Source organism: Halobacteriovorax sp. HFRX-2_2 (assembly GCF_043196705.1).
Taxonomy (GTDB): domain Bacteria; phylum Bdellovibrionota; class Bacteriovoracia; order Bacteriovoracales; family Bacteriovoracaceae; genus Halobacteriovorax_A.
This window is the reverse complement of the sequence record NZ_JBEBMT010000004.1, coordinates 62,195-80,046: the sequence shown is the minus strand read 5'-3', so window position 1 is coordinate 80,046 and position 17,852 is coordinate 62,195. Positions and strand designations below refer to the sequence as shown.

The following is a 17,852-nucleotide window of genomic DNA, read 5'->3' as shown; positions in this document are numbered from 1 at the left end:
GCAATATTGTTATGAAATTTTAAAACTATCGAATTTATTAGTAAGGCCATTGACTGCGTCTGTATCACGGCAAGCTTTTTTACCTTCAAGTTGGATCATATTTAGTCTTATTGTCGAATCAGTACATCCAACTAAGATTTTATTATCCGCTACTTTTACTTCCCCAGGCTTAAGTCCAGCATTGTCATACTTAGATATCTCAATAACTTTCAAGCGTTTCTCATTTAAGAAACAATAAGTTCCTGGCCAAGGCTTTAGGGCCCTAACTTGGTTATGAATTGTATTAAAGTCACTTTCTAAAAACTTGATATGACCGTCTTCTTTCTTAAGAGTAGGAGCAAAGCTTACTTTCGACTCATCTTGCTCATACGAAGTAACTTCGTCATTAAGCATGTCAGTGACAAAATCATTAAGTGTTAAAGATGCTGCAAACTTAAGTCTTGTGTAAAGCTGTCCACCAGTTTCTTCAAAAGCAATATTAAGCTTTGATTCTTTTACAATATCGCCAGCATCCATTTTCTTAACCATCTTTTGAATTGAGACACCAGTTTCCGTGTCACCATTTAATAGAGCGTATTGAATTGGAGCTGCTCCTCGATACTTAGGAAGTAGAGAAGTGTGAATATTGAAACATCCTAATTTTGGTTTATTTAATACTTTTGAGCCAAGGAATTGAGCAAAAGCAAGAACGAGATAAAAGTCTGCATCGACTTCATCTAATAGCTTTAGAAGCTCTTCATCCTTATTGATATTTTCTGTTTGATAGAATTTAATCTTATTGTCTTTGCAATAAGTAATAACAGGAGGTGACTGAAGTTTTTGTCCTCTTCCTGCTGGCCTATCTGGCATACTAATAACAAGTTTAAGATCAATTTGTGGGTGATTGGCCAGAAGTTCTAAACTTGGGCATGAAAAATCTGGTGTACCAAAGAATACTGCCTTAAGTTTTTTCACTATCTACCCTTAACCCTTTTCATATATCTCTTAGTTAAGAAGTTTCTTTTAAGAGTTGAAAGTCTTTCAAGAAAAACGATCCCATCTAGGTGATCATTTTCGTGTTGAATACAAACAGATAGAAGTCCATCAACTTCTAAGACTTGTTCGTTTCCTTCAATGTCTTGATAAGTAACACGAATTTGTTCTGAACGTTTTACTTCTTCATAAATTCCTGGAACTGAAAGACACCCTTCTTCATAAAGAATTTCACCTTGAAGTTTTTCAATCTTAGGATTGATGAAAATTCTTGGGTTAAAATTTGATAGCTCTTGATCTTTTGTCCCGTCAGCACGAGTAATTTCTTTGCTATGAAAATCGATATCCATAACAAAAATGCGATCAGAAACACCAATTTGTGGTGCCGCTAAACCAATTCCCGGGGCATGGTACATTGTAAAAAGCATATCCTTACAAAGCTTTTTGAGCTCGTCGTCAAACTTTTCAACTGGTGCTGCCACCTTTTTTAGAACAGGTGCTGGGTAAGTAAAAATCTCTAGCTTTTCACCTTCTAGAGTGTAATCTTTTAAAAATTCTTCTGATTTATTCATGGAATTCTTATAGCATGTGTGCGACGCACAAGTCCAGCTTTCAGCTGTAAATCGTTTACGTTAAACGTCTGTTTTTAAAGAAGATAAGAACGATTACAATGGTGAACAGAAAGGGGACTGAAAATGTCGCTAAGAACGGACTAATTTTCAAGTTTTTACCTAGCTCAATAAAATATGATTGCACTAGCCAGTATAGAATTGTGAAAATAAAAATAAAGGCAACACTGCGCCCAAATGAACTATTTCGACGATTTGGATTAAAGATACTAGTTGCTGCAATGAGTGCGAAGATAATACAAATAAGTCCTTCGGAAATATGCATATAGAACATAACTAGGTACTCATTAACATTAATGCCATTATTGTTTAGCTGGGTTATATAGTCGTAAAGTCGTAGAAAAGTTAATGTTGAGATATCTGCTTCAATTTTAGTAAATTCTTCAATACTTTCATTGAGTGTAAGAGGCAGTTCCACAATATCTATTTTTGGAAAAGATGGTGAATCAAGTTCATCATAACCTGTTCCGTTTGTTGGCCACCATCTCTCGGTGCGAGAGTCATAGCTTAACATTTTGAAAGTATCAATCTTCGTTAACTCTCGTCCCGTATTATAGTGATAAATCGTTACTTCATTTAGGGTATTGGTTTTCTTATCGAAGCTTGAAAAGGCAAAGTAATACTTAGGTGACTTATACCAGATCTTACCAGACTTAATTGTGGAAGAAGAGAGTCCTTTCTTTTTGAAGACTCTAAACTTTTCATCTGGACTATCAAGGATACTAAATCTTCTCGAGTTAATATACGGGCTGATATAAGCACTTAGGATGAATTGAAAAATTGCGATATAAATAGATGTTAGCAGGATATCTCTAAGATAGCTTTGTCGAGAGTAACCACCGGCGAAGATGGCAACCAGCTCATTTCGACTTTTAAGTTTATTAATAGAAAATAAGCTTCCAATCAGACACGAGATTGGAATAACCTTTATTAAGAAGCTTGGTAGCTGGATAAAGTAACTCAGAAGAACTTCTTTTGCCGTTACATTTTCTCTTAAAAAGCCTGAGATGAGATTTCCTAGAGAGAGCAATAAGAGTAGAACCACTGCCGAAGCAGCGAAAAATTTTAGCCATTCTCTTGTGATTAGGTTTCTAACTACACTCATCTTAATATTTTATAGATTAAATAAATTAATGGTTTAATTAATAACTTATTAAAAGTGAAATCTAAAGATTTATTCTCTTTAAATATCTTAACAATATGAGGTGATACCTCATAATAGCGATTGATGAATCCTTGTCCTAATTTGTATTTTGCTAGGGTTGGTTTGATACCTCTTAATGTATCAAGAAGATCTTCATTATTTGGATAGGCATGTGTTGCTAAATAGCAATTTTTAGAGCGCACATTTATTTTATCGTAAGCTTGCTGAAAAGCTTTTTTATTATGGGCCTGGCCTGATCTTAAAAACTTTTTTACAATTTGGGCATTAGCGTGCTGATATTTATAGCCAATTGAAAAGGCAATAAATTGTTGTAGGCAACGCATTGACTCACTACGAAGCTTTGGACTCTTGTCATAAGATTTTGCAAGGTTCCAATATGCCTGACTAATCAATAAGAGCTCTGAAATATCTTTTTGTGGATCAAACATCTTTGGCGTTAGATGTTTTTCAGTTGTACGATTATATGCTGCTAAAATTCCTAAGTAGTGATTGAATTTCTCAACACTATGAGGAATGTCGTTCTTTGCGACAAAGTCGAGTGCAAGCTTTAAGGTTTTCAAACGATCAGTATAAGCGTTCTTTACACCTTCGTTAAGCTCTTCTTCACCATCTTTAGATTTGTTTTGGGGCTTCTTTGTTGCCATATGATCAGCTTTTAGAAACGATAAGAAACAGAAAAAGATGTTTCTTTAATATCTTGTGCAACTTGTTTTAAATCAACAGACTCCTCAAGACTTATATTTCTGATAGCAAAGTTTAGTGTAAGCTTTGGTTGAATCCAACTAAGTCCAAAACCAGAACCTGATTCAAGAGCAATTTGATCATCATACACACCAGCTCTTAAGTAAAAATCACTTAAGACTCTAAACTGAATGGCCGCACGCCATAATGAATTTTCCGAAATTTCTTCATTATAATTTGCACCAGCATCTAGCATGAGAGAAATATATTGTTGAAATTGATACTGCATCCCTAAAACAGCTTTTGTATTATTAGGTGATTTTTCAAATGGATCCATTGCAACAAGGCCTAATGAAAAATTAGGCGTGATAGCGTGAAATACACCAATATTTACTTGTTGATAATCTGACTTCTCTTTCACTCCAAGGTAGACATCTTCGCGCTTCATATCTTGATATGTGAAACCTAGAGAAGATTTGCGACCTATTGTTGAAGCAAATGAGGTTGATAGTTGTTTATAACTCTCTTCACCACTTTTTGCTTTTACATACGATACCGAACCTTTTAGGGCCTTCGAACTATCAGAGGCAATAACGGCATAATTCGTTGAATCACCAATTGGTGAATCATTGAGGTCTGTATTATCAGCTTTAGTTTGCTCTAAATAGACTGATGACATATTAAAGAATGCAATTGGTGCAGGATTTAGAACAGTTGCTTCATCCATAAGTAGTGAAGCAACACCAGCACCACCTGTCGACTTAAGGCGTGTTGTCTTATAGTCCATGATCTTTGCAGATGTGTTGAATTGAAAAACTAATATAGTAGCAATTAATGAAAGTGTTTTAGTCATGTATTATCCTTAATGTATATAACAATTATAATCACAATTTTAAATTTCGTCACTTAATAGTGATTGACCAAAATACTCAGTGTTTTAGTTGTTACGACGAGAATACTTTTTTGGTAATATAGGGGAATAATTTAGGAGATATATGAAAGTAATAACTTTGTTGGCAACTATATTAACTGTAAATGTATTCGCAGCGATCCCTTCACTTGAGGGACTAATGAGAAACTCATCTAATAAAGAACTTGATAAACAACTTGTCGTTGCACACGTCGTTGTTAAGCGAGTTGGCGCCAATGAAGAGTTTGCTACAAGTGAAAATCTTGTGACAAATTATTTTAAATATATGTTCATAACGGCAGAAAATGAGAAGGACTACAAAAAGTCACTTGTGATTCGTTATGATGATCCTTCATACAATGTGTCTGGTGTCTCAAATGTTACGGCCTTTGATAATGTGGAAAAGCTCTTAGGTAGAGATATGACAAAAGACATTTTACAGAGCGCTATTCTAAGCTACACATTTAATAGTTCTCTCGGTTTTAATAAAGTCTTTAAGGCGATTGAGCCAAATTACAAATCAAATTCTGATCTTATTAATAAAGAAAAAGCCTCTTTAATTGAGGACTATAAAAACTTTCTCGTTAAGAAGAAAGAATATGAAAAGAAGGCCAAGGAGTATGAGGAGTCTGTTGGCGAAGCTCCTGTGTCACCACTAGAATCAGATAATGATCAGAAACAAGCTGAGCTTAAGAATATTATGAACTCATCTCTATATAAGGGAAGTAATAACTTAAAATTAGTAAAACGTAATCGTGAATTTGTTTGGTCGATTCAATTAGATAATATTAAGGGTGAATTTAAAAATGAAAATCATCAATTAATCTATTTAGACCTAAACACTGATAATGGAAATTATACGATCGTTCCAAAGAGCTTTGTTACTTATAACGGGCAATATACATTACCAAAGTATATTGAAGTAACGACTTCTGATTACCGTTATGAAATTGAAATACCAACTTACTATCTTCTTAACTCAACAAATAAATCAATTGCCGATCGAAATCGTGAATACTTAAAGTATCTTGAGCGAAATCAACAAAGGCAAGGGACTCAAGTTAACGTTGAAGGCCAAGAAATTGAAGCTAATATTAATTTATTGTTATAGCTAAGTGTCTGTTATTACAGCTTAGTTGTTATTAGCCTTTAAGTATTTAAAAAATTATCCGATATGACTTAAGCGATACTTTAAGTAGGGTAATATATGAAAAAGGCAAATCAATTAAAGTTTTTAATTTGTACACTGGCACTGGCGTCTACACAGGCAAAGGTTGTCTTCTCTGGTATGGGATCGAGCGGGACTCGAAGTACAAATCAATCAACGGCCGGAACAGTAACAGTTTCATCATCGAGTCAATCAACTACGATTGAATGTCGAAGAGGTGATGCAGTTTCATATGGATTTATGAAGACACTTCTTTTAGGAGATACTCCAAGCTATACAATTGCTAATGGAAAAATCTTAGTAAATCTACCAACAAGGGTTTCTGCTTGTATTAAAGATATAAGCGCCGAAGCAATTACAAATCCTATTGATAATAATGTTTACTTGAAATTCAATGTGAAAATTGACTCTAGCCAATATCCAGCTGGAACTCAATCAATTGAAAAAGAATATGAAAAATGTATGGCCCATCTCTCTGGTGGTGATTCATCTTTTTATACAGTTGAAAAATTAAGAGAAAAGGGGCACCTAGCTCCTCCTGTAACTTTAGATACTGATCTTCCAGATATTGATGGAAATAGAAACTCTGAGTTAGTTATCGCTTCTACAAATAAGGACTTTGACTATAAAAACGATATGCCATTTGGTTTAGCTAACGTTGCTCAACATACTTCATTCAGCGATTCTTCGTTTAATTGTATGGATTATGCAAAGCCAGCAGATCATAAAGTTATGGCAAATAAAACGAATGAATACGAACTTCGAGAAGAGGCCATTGCTGCCTGTAATGGAAAGAACCTTACAGATATAGCTGAAAGTCTTAAAAATCTAAGAAGTGATTCAGGTGGAAATTATGATGACCTAACGAGAATTCTTTCTGGAATTCAACATCAACTAATTGATGAGGAAGTAAATCAAATGGTTGCAAGAATGGAGCAGATTGAAAGTGATATTTCTCCATCAGTTGAAGATGTAAAAGAAGGTGATAAGTTTGGTGTTAGTAAAGAAGCTAGAAAAAAACTACTTCAAGAATACGCAAGTCACATGAATAAATTTTCTAAGGAATTACTTCCTGCGATGAAGGCCGAGCTAGAGCACTTAATGAAAGAGTATGCAGATCTAGGTGATAGCGAAGCAGATGAGAGACGTAAAGATCAAATCAATGAATCGATTGAGAAAATTAATGATGTAATTGCTAAATTTAATCGTCAAAATGAAAATGGTGCTGAATATAAGAAAGTTGTTGAAGCACTTCGCGAAGGTAATATGCAAACTTCAGGTAGAAAAATTCTATCAGGAATTATTCTTGCTCAAGAATTTTCACACGTAAAACTTGAAGGAACTAATAAGAGAAATGTAGAAGAAGCAGAAAATAATAGTGAAAGAAGTATCACACGTCTTAAGCAGGGAACACTTGCTGACTGGGGTGATGAGGCCCTAATTAGAGCAGGTGATAATTCTCCAATTAAGAGACGTCAGCAAATTCTAAAAGGTATTCAGCAAAGAGCTTCTAAAGATCGTAAAAACTATATGACGAAGCTTAATGCTTATGATGACTATATTCAACAATATGCTCAAGACCTTGCAAGTAGTTACTGTACATCAGGTGGTAGTTATGAAGATTGTATGACTGTTAGAAGTACTTATCTTCCATATATCTATAACCAGTATAGCTCTTGGAAACAAAACTCTTATCAGGATTATAATCAATCATATAATGCAAAATATGGTGCTGCTTATAATGAACAAAAGAGTATCTTAAGTCGCTTTAATGGCCTTTATAGTAATTACAAGTTAAATGCTATGCAAAGTCAGTTAGCTGGAGCAACAGCTAGTAGTCCATTTGATCTTTGGACAGGTGCGGATACTTCTTATTCTTCTGGTATACCTGGATTAAATTTTGATCTTTCAGGTGCTGGAAATGCTAACTTTAATAATAATTTTAACTTAATGCAACCGCAGCAAAGAACACCAAGTAGTTCAACATGGAGTAATCCATATCGATAAAAAAAGGCTTCCAAATGGAAGCCTTTTTTATTTCTTAAAACTTAATGTCTGCACCAAGATAAATTAGGTAAGTATCATTTGTTTCGTTAGGAGTCGCTGCATTTGAGAATGCGTAGTAGTCTCCAACAAAGAAGTAACCTAGATTTGCATTTAGAGTTACTGAAGTATTCCACTTATAAGAAAAGTTTGAGTCAATTTCAAAACCAAGATCATCTGCTTGATCTGCATTTGCAGTGAATCTCTTATTCTTTTCGTGGTTAATAGCATCTGAACCAGCTTTTGCAACTTGATCAGCTTTTGCCCAAACAACAGAGTTAGTCCAAGACCAAGTTCCTGAATCATAACGATGCGCAAATTTTGCATAAGTTGCGTTTGCAATTCCAGAATTAAATACATTTAAGTCTGTATTAGCAATGGCCGCAAGGTTGTAACGGAACATGATATTTGCAACTTGAAAGTTTGGATTTAAATACATCGCCCCGTAAGTTTGGTTGTCAGCATCTGAACCAGAAACCATACCAAAGTCAAAGTGGAATGAGTGATTTGTATTTAATTTGTAAGTGTTATTAAGTAGGAATGCCTTTGCATCAACTTCTGTATCTGTCACACCTGGATAGATTTCACCCATATCACCAGTCATGAGAGGAACTTCTGCTTCAACTGTGTACTTACCAAAAGTCTTCTTTAAGTAAAGGTCAATCATTGTCACACTAGTTGAACCAAGATCCGTAGATGTTGTGTCACCATCAACATCTGTTTGAATTCCTGTTGCTGATCCAGAAGTGTTCTTATTGTAAAGAGCACCAAATGTGAATTCCTTATCTAGGTTTTCATATAGAAGAGAAATTCCCATCTCTTTTACACGACCAGTTTTTGTCAGGTTATTTGCCTTAATCTTTGAGTAGTAAGGTGAGAATTTGAAGTTTCCAATTTTGAAATCAATTGTGATCCCATCTCTCATTGAAGCAAATCTTGAACCTGGAGCATTTCCATCATTATAGATTGCACCCATACCCCAGTTAAACTTTTGACGTCCAACTGTATAAGTTGCAGTATCAGAATAAAATACTGCATTGGCCTGAGTTAGGTTCACAGGATTACTTGTTACTGTATTGAAAGAGTAGCGAGCATTTGCATAAGAGTTTAATGGATTTTGAGTTTTAGTTCTTCCATCATTTGAAGAGTCACCAAAATTTCCACCGTAACCATAGCCCGAAGTTAGCTCAGCATTAATCGTTGTTGAATCATTAACGATAATTGTTGGTTGTAGCTTAAAGATATATGTTTGGAAATTAGATGAATCTGGATCTGCATCTGACATATCAAATGCTTGGTCACCATTATCAAGTGGTCCAGCACCTTGTTGAACTGAACGATTATAATCACCTAGTGAGTGTAGGTCTGTTTGTAGTTCACCATGCCAATCAATTGGAAGTGCCAGTGTCGAAGTTGCTAACGTGGCAAGAATTGCGGCCTTATTTAAGTTCTTTAACATAAGTTGTTATTCCTTTTATAATTTAACAAAATTGTACTGAAATAATATAAGATGACTTTATATAACGTCAAAAAAATAGGTGTATTCAAAGGTGTTTAAAAAACGATTAAAGATATTATTATTCTTGATGATAGGATTAATTGGCCTGTGTGTCATGTATTCGATCAAGACTATAAATGACGCAGACTTAACACGTATTATTTCACCTAAGGCACCTGATGCAAATACTAAGACTGTTCTCTTTGAGGAAGGAAGCTTTGTAAAAAAGCGTGATTTTCTCTTTTTTAAAGCAAATTCTAGAGACGAGCGTTTTAATTCTGTCTTTCTTGAGAAGTTTGATGATCCTAAGAAATCAATATTAAGTGTAAAAGAAAGTTTTGAATTAAATTCAGTTCGTAATAATGATTGTAATTACAACCGTTGCCTTCAGTACAAAATTAATTTCTACAATATCCCAATCATTCTTTCTAAAGGGCTTATTGGGATTGAAGATTTCCGCTTTCTTGAGCATATAGGAATTGATTATATATCGATTATTCGTGCGATTATTGCAGATATTAAGGCCGGGGCCCTCGTTCAAGGTGGTTCAACTCTAACTCAACAATTAGTTAAGAATATCTATTTTACTAATGAAAAGTCGTTTAGCAGAAAAATTAAAGAAGCTATTCTAGCGGTTTATATTGATTTTAAATTTGATAAGTCTTCGATTCTTGAAGCCTACTTCAATGAAGTATTTTGGGGAAGTCTTGGTGGTATCAGGATTAAGGGTGTAAACACTGCGGCCGTTCTCTACTTTAACAAACCAATTTCTGAACTTGACCCGTATGAGTCTGCTATCTTAGTTTCGATGCTAAAAGGACCTAGCTATTATCATCCAATCTATCGTACAGATAGACTGAGAGGTCGCGCAGACTTTATCTTCAATAAATTACAAAGCCTAGATCTCTTTGATAAGAACACTGATTATCAATGGTCAGATGAGAAGTGGCAAAGTTGGCAGAAGCAATTAGTTGCTTTTCAAAATGATTCATTCTACGAGGCGATCTATTTAACAACAACTCGAATTAACAAAGACCCAAAATTGAGTGAATATCGTTTTTTTAAAACGGTAATGGCATCAAAGAATCTCTTACGTGACTTAAAGGGAATCGAAGAGAACCTTGCTGTAAAGATAGCCTTTGGTGGAGCAAAGCATAAGAGTTTCTACTATTCAAAATTTGAACGAAATGTTGAAAAGGCCTTTAATGATGAACGCCACAGTGTTGGTTCAACACTTAAGCCAGTACTCTTTCAGATTTATCTAGAGCAAGGTTATAAGATCGACGACTTGGTTTCAACCAAGCCAATCACTTTAGATCTTATCAGTGGTAAGTGGACTCCTTCTGAGTCACATACGCCTTCTGCGAGTGAATATCCAATTTCTCAAGCTTTACAGGAATCCTTAAATAATCCTGTGGTAAGACTTGCGCACGATATTGGCTTTGATAAAGTAGAGGAGATTCTAAAGAAGAAAATTTCTCATTTAAAGACTCCGTTAGCAGAATATCCAGCACAGCTTTTAGGTGCAATTGAATTGTCAGTGGCCGAATTATTCAAGTTATATGAAGACTTTATGGCCGCTCAGTGTAGTGTCGGATCTGGCGTCTATGAATCACTTGCAGACCCAAGTCAAACAACAATTCGACGAATGGTTAAGCCAGCTCTGAGACAGCAGCATTTCTTTGGTAAAACGGGAACTTCGAATAATGGTTTTGATAACCTCTTTGTGGGCTATGACGGCCATGACCTTTTTACGATCTGGGTCGGATATGAAGGTGTTCGAACAAATAAGAAAGGTTTAAGACTTTACGGAAGTACGACTGCTTTTAAGCTATATCAGGAGATAATTCTATATTCTGGCCAACGAATCGCGTCTTTGGCCTGTGAATAACTAGGCAAAATTAAAAATTTCTTGTCAAAAATAAGAAACTAGCTTATATATTACATACAAATCTACATTGCTGGGGTATCGACAAGTGGCTAAGTCAGCAGATTTTGATTCTGCCATTCGAAGGTTCGAGTCCTTCTACCCCAGCCATTTTCTCACGGATAAGAGAAAGGAATAAGGTGATGAAAAGGATCGTACTCGTATCAGGCACGTCAAATCCAAAACTTTCTTCCGATATCTCCAAAATCTTAGATGTACCCTTAGTAGACCCCCAAGTTATTAAATTTGCCAATGGTGAAACTTTTTGTGAAATCGAACAAAATGTTCGCGGTGCTGATGTTTTCATTATTCAGTCAACGTGTGCACCAGTAAATGATAACTTAATGGAGCTACTAATTATGATTGATGCTCTTAAGAGAGCGTCGGCAGCTTCGATAACAGCAGTTATTCCACACTATGGATATTGCCGCCAAGATAGAAAGGCATCGCCTAGAACTCCTATCTCGGCAAAGCTTGTGGCCGATCTAATCACGGTAGCAGGTGCAAATCGTGTGATTACAATGGATCTTCACTCTGGACAAGTTCAGGGATTCTTTAATATTCCTTTCGATAATATTTTTGCTTCTCCGGTACTTCTAAGCCATATCAAAAGAGAATTAGTTACTGAGAATACAATCTTTGTTTCGCCAGATGCTGGTGGAGTTGAGCGTGCTCGTCATTATGCTAAGAAGTGTAAGTGTGACATTGCAATGATCGATAAGCGTCGAACAGGTAAGAATGTTGCAAAGGCCATGAATATCGTTGGTGATGTAAATGGTAAGGACTGCATTATTCTCGATGATATGATCGATACGGCGGGAACTTTGATTGAGGCCTGTAATGCACTTAAAGATAATGGCGCTAGAAGTGTTGTTGCCTGTGCTACTCATCCAATTTTTTCTGGACCTGCAATTGAAAGAATTAATAACGCAGAATCTTTAAATAAGGTTCTAGTAACAAATACGATTCCTCTGAGCAAAGAGGCACGTGAGAGCGGTAAGATTATATCTGTTTCGGCCGCTGAAATATTGGCCAAATCGATTCATCGCACGTTTAATAACGACTCTGTTAGTTCATTATTTTTATAAACGGATAACCTATGAATTATTTAATTGTTGGACTCGGCAATCCGGGTTCAGAGTATAAAGGTACCAGACATAATATTGGCTGGGATGTTATGAATTTCATTAAGCCTATTAAAGACTTACCATTTAAAGAGAAGTTTAAAGGTATTTGGTCTTCATTTGAAACTGATGAAGATAAATTCTATGTTCTCATGCCTCAAACATATATGAACCTAAGTGGTGAAAGTGTTATTCCATTTGCTCAATACTTTAAGATTGATCCAGAAAATATTTTAGTTATCCACGATGAATTAGATTTAGCGTGGGGAACAATTGCATTTAAAGATGGTGGCGGTCTTGCGGGACACAACGGCCTGAAGTCTATTGCCGGGCAATTGGGGCACAATAATTTTAAACGTTTACGTATGGGGATTGGACGTCCTCAACACGGAAGTGTTTCTGACTGGGTACTTGGCCGTTATTTCGGTGCTGAGGCCGACTTTATTGACGATTACTTAGAAAAAGCTTCAAAAGCCGTTGAATGTTATGTAAAAAATGGCTTTAAAACAGCTATTCAAAGATATAAAAAGAAACAATTATTAGATTTAAGTAAATAAATATCAGGAGAAAATAATGGCCCTAAATTGTGGGATTGTAGGACTTCCAAACGTTGGTAAATCAACGATTTTTCAAGCTCTAACTTCGGCTCCAGCTGAAGCTGCTAACTTTCCATTTTGTACAATTGAACCAAATATTGGAATTGTAAATGTTGGTGATATCCGCATGCAAAGAATTGCAGAAATCATTGGGCCACAAAAAGTAATTCCAACAATTGTAGAATTTGTTGATATCGCAGGTCTTGTTAAGGGTGCATCAAAAGGTGAAGGACTTGGAAACCAATTCCTTGGGAATATTCGTCAGGTAAATGCAATCGTTCATGTTGTTCGTTGTTTTGATGATCCAAATGTTGTTCACGTTCACGGTGAAGTAAACCCTGTTGATGATATTGAAACAATTAATATGGAACTTGCTCTTGCGGACCTTGAAGTTGCGCAAAGAAAGCAAACAAACCTTCCAAAGCTTATGAAGAATCAAAATAAAGAAATCTCTTCAAAAGCAAAGATGTTAGTTCCTGTTCTTGAAAAATTAGTTGCTCACTTAGAGCAAGGTTTAGCAGCTCGTATTCTTGAGCTAGATAAGGAAGATCTTGAACTTATTCGTGATCTAAACCTAATCACTCTTAAACCAACTCTTTATCTATGTAACGTAGATGAAGATAGTGTTGGTGAGGATAACGACTATGTTAAGGCCGTAAAAGAATTTGCTGAGAAAGAAGGTTCTCGTGCAATCAAAATTTGTGGAAAGCTAGAGTCTGAAATTGCTGCTCTTGAAGATGAGGCAGATAAGAAAGACTTTATGGAAGCTGCTGGAATTGAGATCTCTGGTTTAGAGACTCTAACTCACGAAGCTTATAATATGCTAGGTCTTCGTACATACTTCACTGCAGGTGTTAAAGAAGTTCGTGCATGGACTTTCAAAGATGGTGCTAAGGCCCCAGAAGCAGCAGGTGTTATTCACTCTGACTTTGAAAGAGGTTTCATTAAGGCAGAGATCTATCACTACGATGATCTAATTGCTAATGGATCTGAAGCCAAAGTTAAGGAAGCCGGAAAGCTTCGTATGGAAGGTAAAGAGTACGTCGTAAAAGACGGTGATATCATTCATTTTAGATTTAATGTTTAAGCACCCGCGAAATTGACTGGCTTAGGCCAGTCTATTGTTCGCGGTGCTAGCTCCCCAATACTTTAGCTAGAGAAATATATTCAACAAGCCGGGTTCAAGCCCGGCTTTGTTGTCTCTGGAGCAAAAAATCTTTGCATAAGAACTTACTTTTTTATTGTTTACAACTGAGATGAAATTGCGCGTTTGGCTTCCTTCTTAGGAAAGGCATTAAAGGTCGATGCCACACTCTTTTCTAAAATGTAATTATCCTTCATAAGATTATAGAAGAAGAAATTACGATAGATGAGTTTTACGTATAGCCTTGTTTCCTTATATGGAATTTGTTCAATTTGAAAGATAGGATCTTCTACATCCATTAGGTCTTGTGCCCATCTTGTAACTTTGGTTGGCCCAGCATTATAAGATGAAAGTGCATAAATGATATTGCCATCGAATTTATTTAAGAGCTGTTTAAAGTATCTCACTCCAGCATCGATATTCTTGTGTGGCTTAAGTAATTCATCAGTCTTTCTGAATGTTGTCATCTGCCTTGCTGTTGCAGGCATTAGCTGCATTAACCCTAGCGCTCCAACTGCTGACTTTGCATTTGGATTGAATGCACTTTCTTGTCTAATGATAGATAAGACTAGAAGAGGATCAATATCAGCATTAACACCCTCGATCTTATCTAAGTGAAGAACAGGAAAGAGTGTTGTGATATCAATTTTTGATGGCCTAATAAGATTTAGATCAATAGTTCTCGAGACCAGTTTGAAACTCGATAAGAAATCTCCGCTTTCTTTAAAGTGATGTAAAAAGTAATTAAAGATTGCTACTCGTTGTTCTTCAATTGGAAGAGTATCAATCTTATTTCTATTTTTAATATCAGTTTCTGGATTAAAGCGAATAAACTCATAAATTAGTTTATCGACTTTCCCGACGAATTTTAATTCGTGCCATATATTTGATTCACGAATATTTCTTTGTTTTGCCTTCGTAAAGTCTGCTAATTCAAGCTTAGGAAGGTTAACCGTGTTCTTATGAAAGTATAATGATTTTACGTAATTCTTATCAAACTCAGGAAGGTAGTCCTGGGCGATAATAGAGTAGAAACTCAGCGGATTACTATTTATCATCAGCTTGAATAAGTGTTTAGCAAGGGACTCATTGCCATCTTTCATATAGCTATACGCAATCCAAAATTTTGTCTTAGTATAGAGATTAGAGAAATCATCAATTAGTTTATAATTTTGTACTGTTACAATACTCTCTTTGTAGTTTTCATGCTTAATTGAATTCCAAAGAAGAAGGAATAAAGACTCGTTTTTTGATTCGTCGTTGTAGCTAATTTCGTAAGAGCGGGCAAAGTAGCGATTAGCATTTTTAATATCATTATTATTTAATAATAATTTTCCAACATAACGAACACGCTTCCACGATGACTTCTTATAAATATAATCTTCGTTTGCTTTTTCGAAAGTTAAAAACTTTGTTAACTGTGAATTGATATCTGCTTTTTTAGTAGCATTGTCTTTAACAAGTTTTTTGATGCCTCTATATTGCTTAATAAATTCATTTGTAATCGTAAGCTTATTCTTCTTTATTCGATGGAGGTTATTCTGAAAGAGAAGAGTAATATCTTTGTCAAAATCGATATGTGAATAAAGTCTAGCATCGATCTTTAGGCCATTGATTAGTGTGATTTCAATTAATTGTTTCTTAATGTGTTGATAAATCTTTGAATCTTTATCAACTTCTTCTAGCTTCTTAATAAAAAGAGTGTTTCGTGAAGTTGCTAGATACTGAATGGCCTTAGCAAAATTCTCTTCATCTTTGGCGATATCATTAAAGTATTTATCGTTAATAAGATAGTTTACGGTATGGAAACAGTAGTTTTTAATATTGCGAACAAAATCGTCTTCAACACGATTCGTTTTATTACTTTTGATATTGCAAGAAAAGTATCGATCTTTCTTGAGTGATGTTTTTAATTCACTTAAAAACTCTAGGTGAGTTAGATAGTTCTCGAAAATTCCACCGTCTTTGATAGACCTAATGGCACTGGATATTTTATGATTGGGTAGCTTCTTTCTTTTGAGAATGCGTTCAATCTCAGAAATATGGCGAGCAGCTTTAAGCTCTCTATCCTTGAGAGATTCTTTCGCAATACTTGTAAAAGACAAGCTAGCGGTAATTGAAAAAAGAAAAAACTTTTTACCCAATAAACTCATTGAAACGACCTTCCATACTTTTTAACTTAGTGACTACATCACTTAAGATTAATTTCTTATCGTCAGGTACAACTTGTTGTAGGTTCTTTAAGTAGTTACAGATTTCATCAATATAGACAGTGTCTTCCTTAAAATGAGTTTGGAAGTACTCTACTGTTAAATTAACTTCATCTGCGACATCTTGAAAATAATCGCCTTCTCTAAATGAAAGCTTTCTTTCAAACCCTGTGTGTCTTAGTCCAGCAAGATATTGTTTTAACTTATAAAGCGGGCCTGCAACTTTGTGAGTAAAGAAAACACATACTACAAAGATGAGGATCCCAAAAAATGCTTGGCATAAAATGAGGAAGTTTAAAAGATCACTCTTCATTGTTGCAATATGCTCAGCAGATTGTGGAAATTTTTCTGAAATATTGGTTAATACCTGATAAATCACAAGTGGGTAGAACGCACTAAGAACTAAGATTACGATACAAATTAATGCACTGAACCTCAGCTGAAATTTAGAGTCGACTATGATTATTGAACGCTTATATGGCTTAGACACAATTTCTCCAAACTTTAATTTAGTTTCTTTAATAATTATAACATCTTATGAATTTTGTTGTAGGGCAAAAATTTGCTTTACTCGTTGAATAAGTGCCCAATATTTAATAGAATCCTCGCATAAAACGTTAAAAAACTGAGAGAATTAGTATGCTAAATATTGAAGTAGTTAAAAGTAAATTAGTTGAGGTTAGTAACCCAAACACTGGGAAGTCTTTATTAGATGAGAATCGTTATAAAGATATTGCAATTGATGATAAGAAAGTAACAATTGTCTATAATCGCGATGGTATCACTCCTGCACAAAAACGTGAGATTGAAGATGCTATTGTTAATTCACTATCAACAGTGGTTAGTGAAGATGATCTTTTTATTAAAACTATTTCAACTCAGGAAGCTCCAGCTCAACAACAGCAAAAGCCTCAGCAAGGCGCAAAGCTTGAAGTTGGCCACGCTAAGGCAGCACCTCAAAAACGTGATATTCCGGGCGTTAAGAAGATTATTGCTGTTTCGTCTGGTAAAGGTGGAGTAGGGAAAAGTACAGTATCTGTAAACCTGGCCTTGGCCCTTAAGAATCAAGGTAAGAAGGTTGGTCTTTTAGATGCCGATATTTATGGGCCTTCGATTCCAATGCTACTTGGACAAAGAAATGCAAAGCCTCTTGCAACAGATGATAAGAAAATTGCCCCTATAGAAGCACATGGACTTAAGTTCATTAGCTTTGGACTATTTATCGAAGAAAAAGACGCCGTAATTTGGCGTGGCCCAATGCTTGGCGGTGTTCTAAATCAATTCCTTTTTGATGTTGATTGGGGAGAGCTTGATTATCTTGTTCTGGACCTTCCTCCAGGAACGGGAGATGTACAGTTATCAATTGCCCAGACATTAAATTTAAGTGGAATCGTTGGTGTATCGACTCCACAAGATGTTGCTCTTCTTGATTCAAGAAAGGGCTTCAATATGTTTGAACAAGTTAATATCCCTGTTTTAGGGCTTATTGAAAATATGAGCTACTTTGCTCCAGATGATATGCCAGAGAAGAAGTACTATATCTTTGGTGAGAAAGGTGGGGCGGACATTGCTAATGAACTAGGCTATCCATTTCTAGGTGAGGTTCCAATCGAAATCGCACTTCGTGAATCTTGTGATAAGGGAATTCCTTATATGTCTAATAATTCATACGAAAATAGACCAGTATGGAAAGCATATTCCGGTATTGCAAAAAAGATCATTGAAATAGAAAATAATGATGGTGAGGGAAAAGGTTTTTTCTCAAAAATTTTCAAAAGGTAGTAA

Annotated in this window: 15 protein-coding genes and 1 tRNA gene; 8 read left to right on the top strand and 8 right to left on the bottom strand. The window is 35.4% G+C overall.

Annotated elements, in window-relative coordinates; translation table 11 throughout:
• Positions 1-9: 9 nt before the first annotated feature.
• Genes fmt through ABMA79_RS13215 form a run of 5 tightly spaced genes read right to left on the bottom strand, consistent with a single transcriptional unit; the run spans position 10 to position 4,300 of the window.
• Positions 10-954, bottom strand: a complete 945-nt coding sequence (gene fmt / locus ABMA79_RS13235) for a methionyl-tRNA formyltransferase (protein WP_393093168.1) — start codon at positions 952-954, stop codon at positions 10-12.
• Positions 954-1,544, bottom strand: coding sequence for a peptide deformylase (gene def / locus ABMA79_RS13230; protein WP_392861439.1), 591 nt, complete (start codon positions 1,542-1,544; stop codon positions 954-956). Before def ends, fmt begins: the two co-directional genes overlap by 1 nt.
• A gap of 55 nt (positions 1,545-1,599) precedes the next feature.
• Positions 1,600-2,706 carry an LptF/LptG family permease gene (locus ABMA79_RS13225; protein ID WP_392861440.1) on the bottom strand — a complete coding sequence of 369 codons (1,107 nt, stop codon included), beginning with the start codon at positions 2,704-2,706 and terminating at the stop codon, positions 1,600-1,602.
• Positions 2,703-3,410, bottom strand: a complete 708-nt coding sequence (locus tag ABMA79_RS13220; RefSeq protein ID WP_392861442.1) for a hypothetical protein — start codon at positions 3,408-3,410, stop codon at positions 2,703-2,705. Before ABMA79_RS13220 ends, ABMA79_RS13225 begins: the two co-directional genes overlap by 4 nt.
• A gap of 11 nt (positions 3,411-3,421) precedes the next feature.
• Complete coding sequence (locus ABMA79_RS13215) at positions 3,422-4,300, bottom strand: hypothetical protein (protein WP_392861443.1); 879 nt, start codon at positions 4,298-4,300, stop codon at positions 3,422-3,424.
• 142 nt (positions 4,301-4,442) lie between these two features.
• Here ABMA79_RS13215 and ABMA79_RS13210 point away from each other — a divergent pair, with 142 nt between their 5' ends.
• Both ABMA79_RS13210 and ABMA79_RS13205 read left to right on the top strand, forming a co-directional pair.
• Entirely contained in the window at positions 4,443-5,468 is a 1,026-nt protein-coding gene (locus tag ABMA79_RS13210; protein ID WP_392861445.1) for a hypothetical protein, read from the top strand.
• 96 nt (positions 5,469-5,564) lie between these two features.
• Positions 5,565-7,532: a hypothetical protein gene (locus tag ABMA79_RS13205; protein ID WP_392861446.1), complete on the top strand. Its 1,968-nt coding sequence runs from the start codon at positions 5,565-5,567 to the stop codon at positions 7,530-7,532.
• Positions 7,533-7,566: 34 nt separating this feature from the next.
• Here the strand turns inward: ABMA79_RS13205 and ABMA79_RS13200 are convergent, their stop codons facing one another.
• Entirely contained in the window at positions 7,567-9,027 is a 1,461-nt protein-coding gene (locus tag ABMA79_RS13200; protein WP_393093165.1) for a hypothetical protein, read from the bottom strand.
• Between the two features lie 127 nt (positions 9,028-9,154).
• Between ABMA79_RS13200 and ABMA79_RS13195 the strand changes: the two genes are divergently transcribed.
• From ABMA79_RS13195 to ychF, 5 genes are all read left to right on the top strand, one after another.
• Positions 9,155-10,957, top strand: a complete 1,803-nt coding sequence (locus tag ABMA79_RS13195; RefSeq protein ID WP_393093162.1) for a transglycosylase domain-containing protein — start codon at positions 9,155-9,157, stop codon at positions 10,955-10,957.
• 71 nt (positions 10,958-11,028) lie between these two features.
• Positions 11,029-11,104 (top strand) — tRNA-Gln (locus tag ABMA79_RS13190).
• A gap of 29 nt (positions 11,105-11,133) precedes the next feature.
• Positions 11,134-12,081, top strand: coding sequence for a ribose-phosphate diphosphokinase (locus ABMA79_RS13185; RefSeq protein WP_392861450.1), 948 nt, complete (start codon positions 11,134-11,136; stop codon positions 12,079-12,081).
• A gap of 11 nt (positions 12,082-12,092) precedes the next feature.
• Positions 12,093-12,674, top strand: coding sequence for an aminoacyl-tRNA hydrolase (pth, locus tag ABMA79_RS13180; RefSeq protein ID WP_392861451.1), 582 nt, complete (start codon positions 12,093-12,095; stop codon positions 12,672-12,674).
• A 16-nt stretch (positions 12,675-12,690) separates the two neighbouring features.
• A complete protein-coding gene (gene ychF / locus ABMA79_RS13175) occupies positions 12,691-13,800 on the top strand; it encodes a redox-regulated ATPase YchF (RefSeq protein WP_392861453.1) in 1,110 nt (369 codons plus the stop codon).
• Positions 13,801-13,958: 158 nt separating this feature from the next.
• Here ychF and ABMA79_RS13170 read toward each other — a convergent pair whose 3' ends face one another.
• Both ABMA79_RS13170 and ABMA79_RS13165 read right to left on the bottom strand, forming a co-directional pair.
• Positions 13,959-16,010: a lytic transglycosylase domain-containing protein gene (locus ABMA79_RS13170; RefSeq protein ID WP_393093159.1), complete on the bottom strand. Its 2,052-nt coding sequence runs from the start codon at positions 16,008-16,010 to the stop codon at positions 13,959-13,961.
• Positions 15,994-16,557, bottom strand: coding sequence for a hypothetical protein (locus ABMA79_RS13165; protein WP_392861456.1), 564 nt, complete (start codon positions 16,555-16,557; stop codon positions 15,994-15,996). The genes ABMA79_RS13170 and ABMA79_RS13165 overlap by 17 nt, the downstream gene beginning before the upstream one ends.
• A 149-nt stretch (positions 16,558-16,706) precedes the next feature.
• On the opposite strand from ABMA79_RS13165, the gene ABMA79_RS13160 reads away from it, so the two are divergent.
• Positions 16,707-17,849 (top strand): Mrp/NBP35 family ATP-binding protein, encoded by a 1,143-nt coding sequence (locus ABMA79_RS13160; protein WP_393056863.1) that lies wholly within the window; start codon positions 16,707-16,709, stop codon positions 17,847-17,849.
• Positions 17,850-17,852 lie beyond the last annotated feature (3 nt).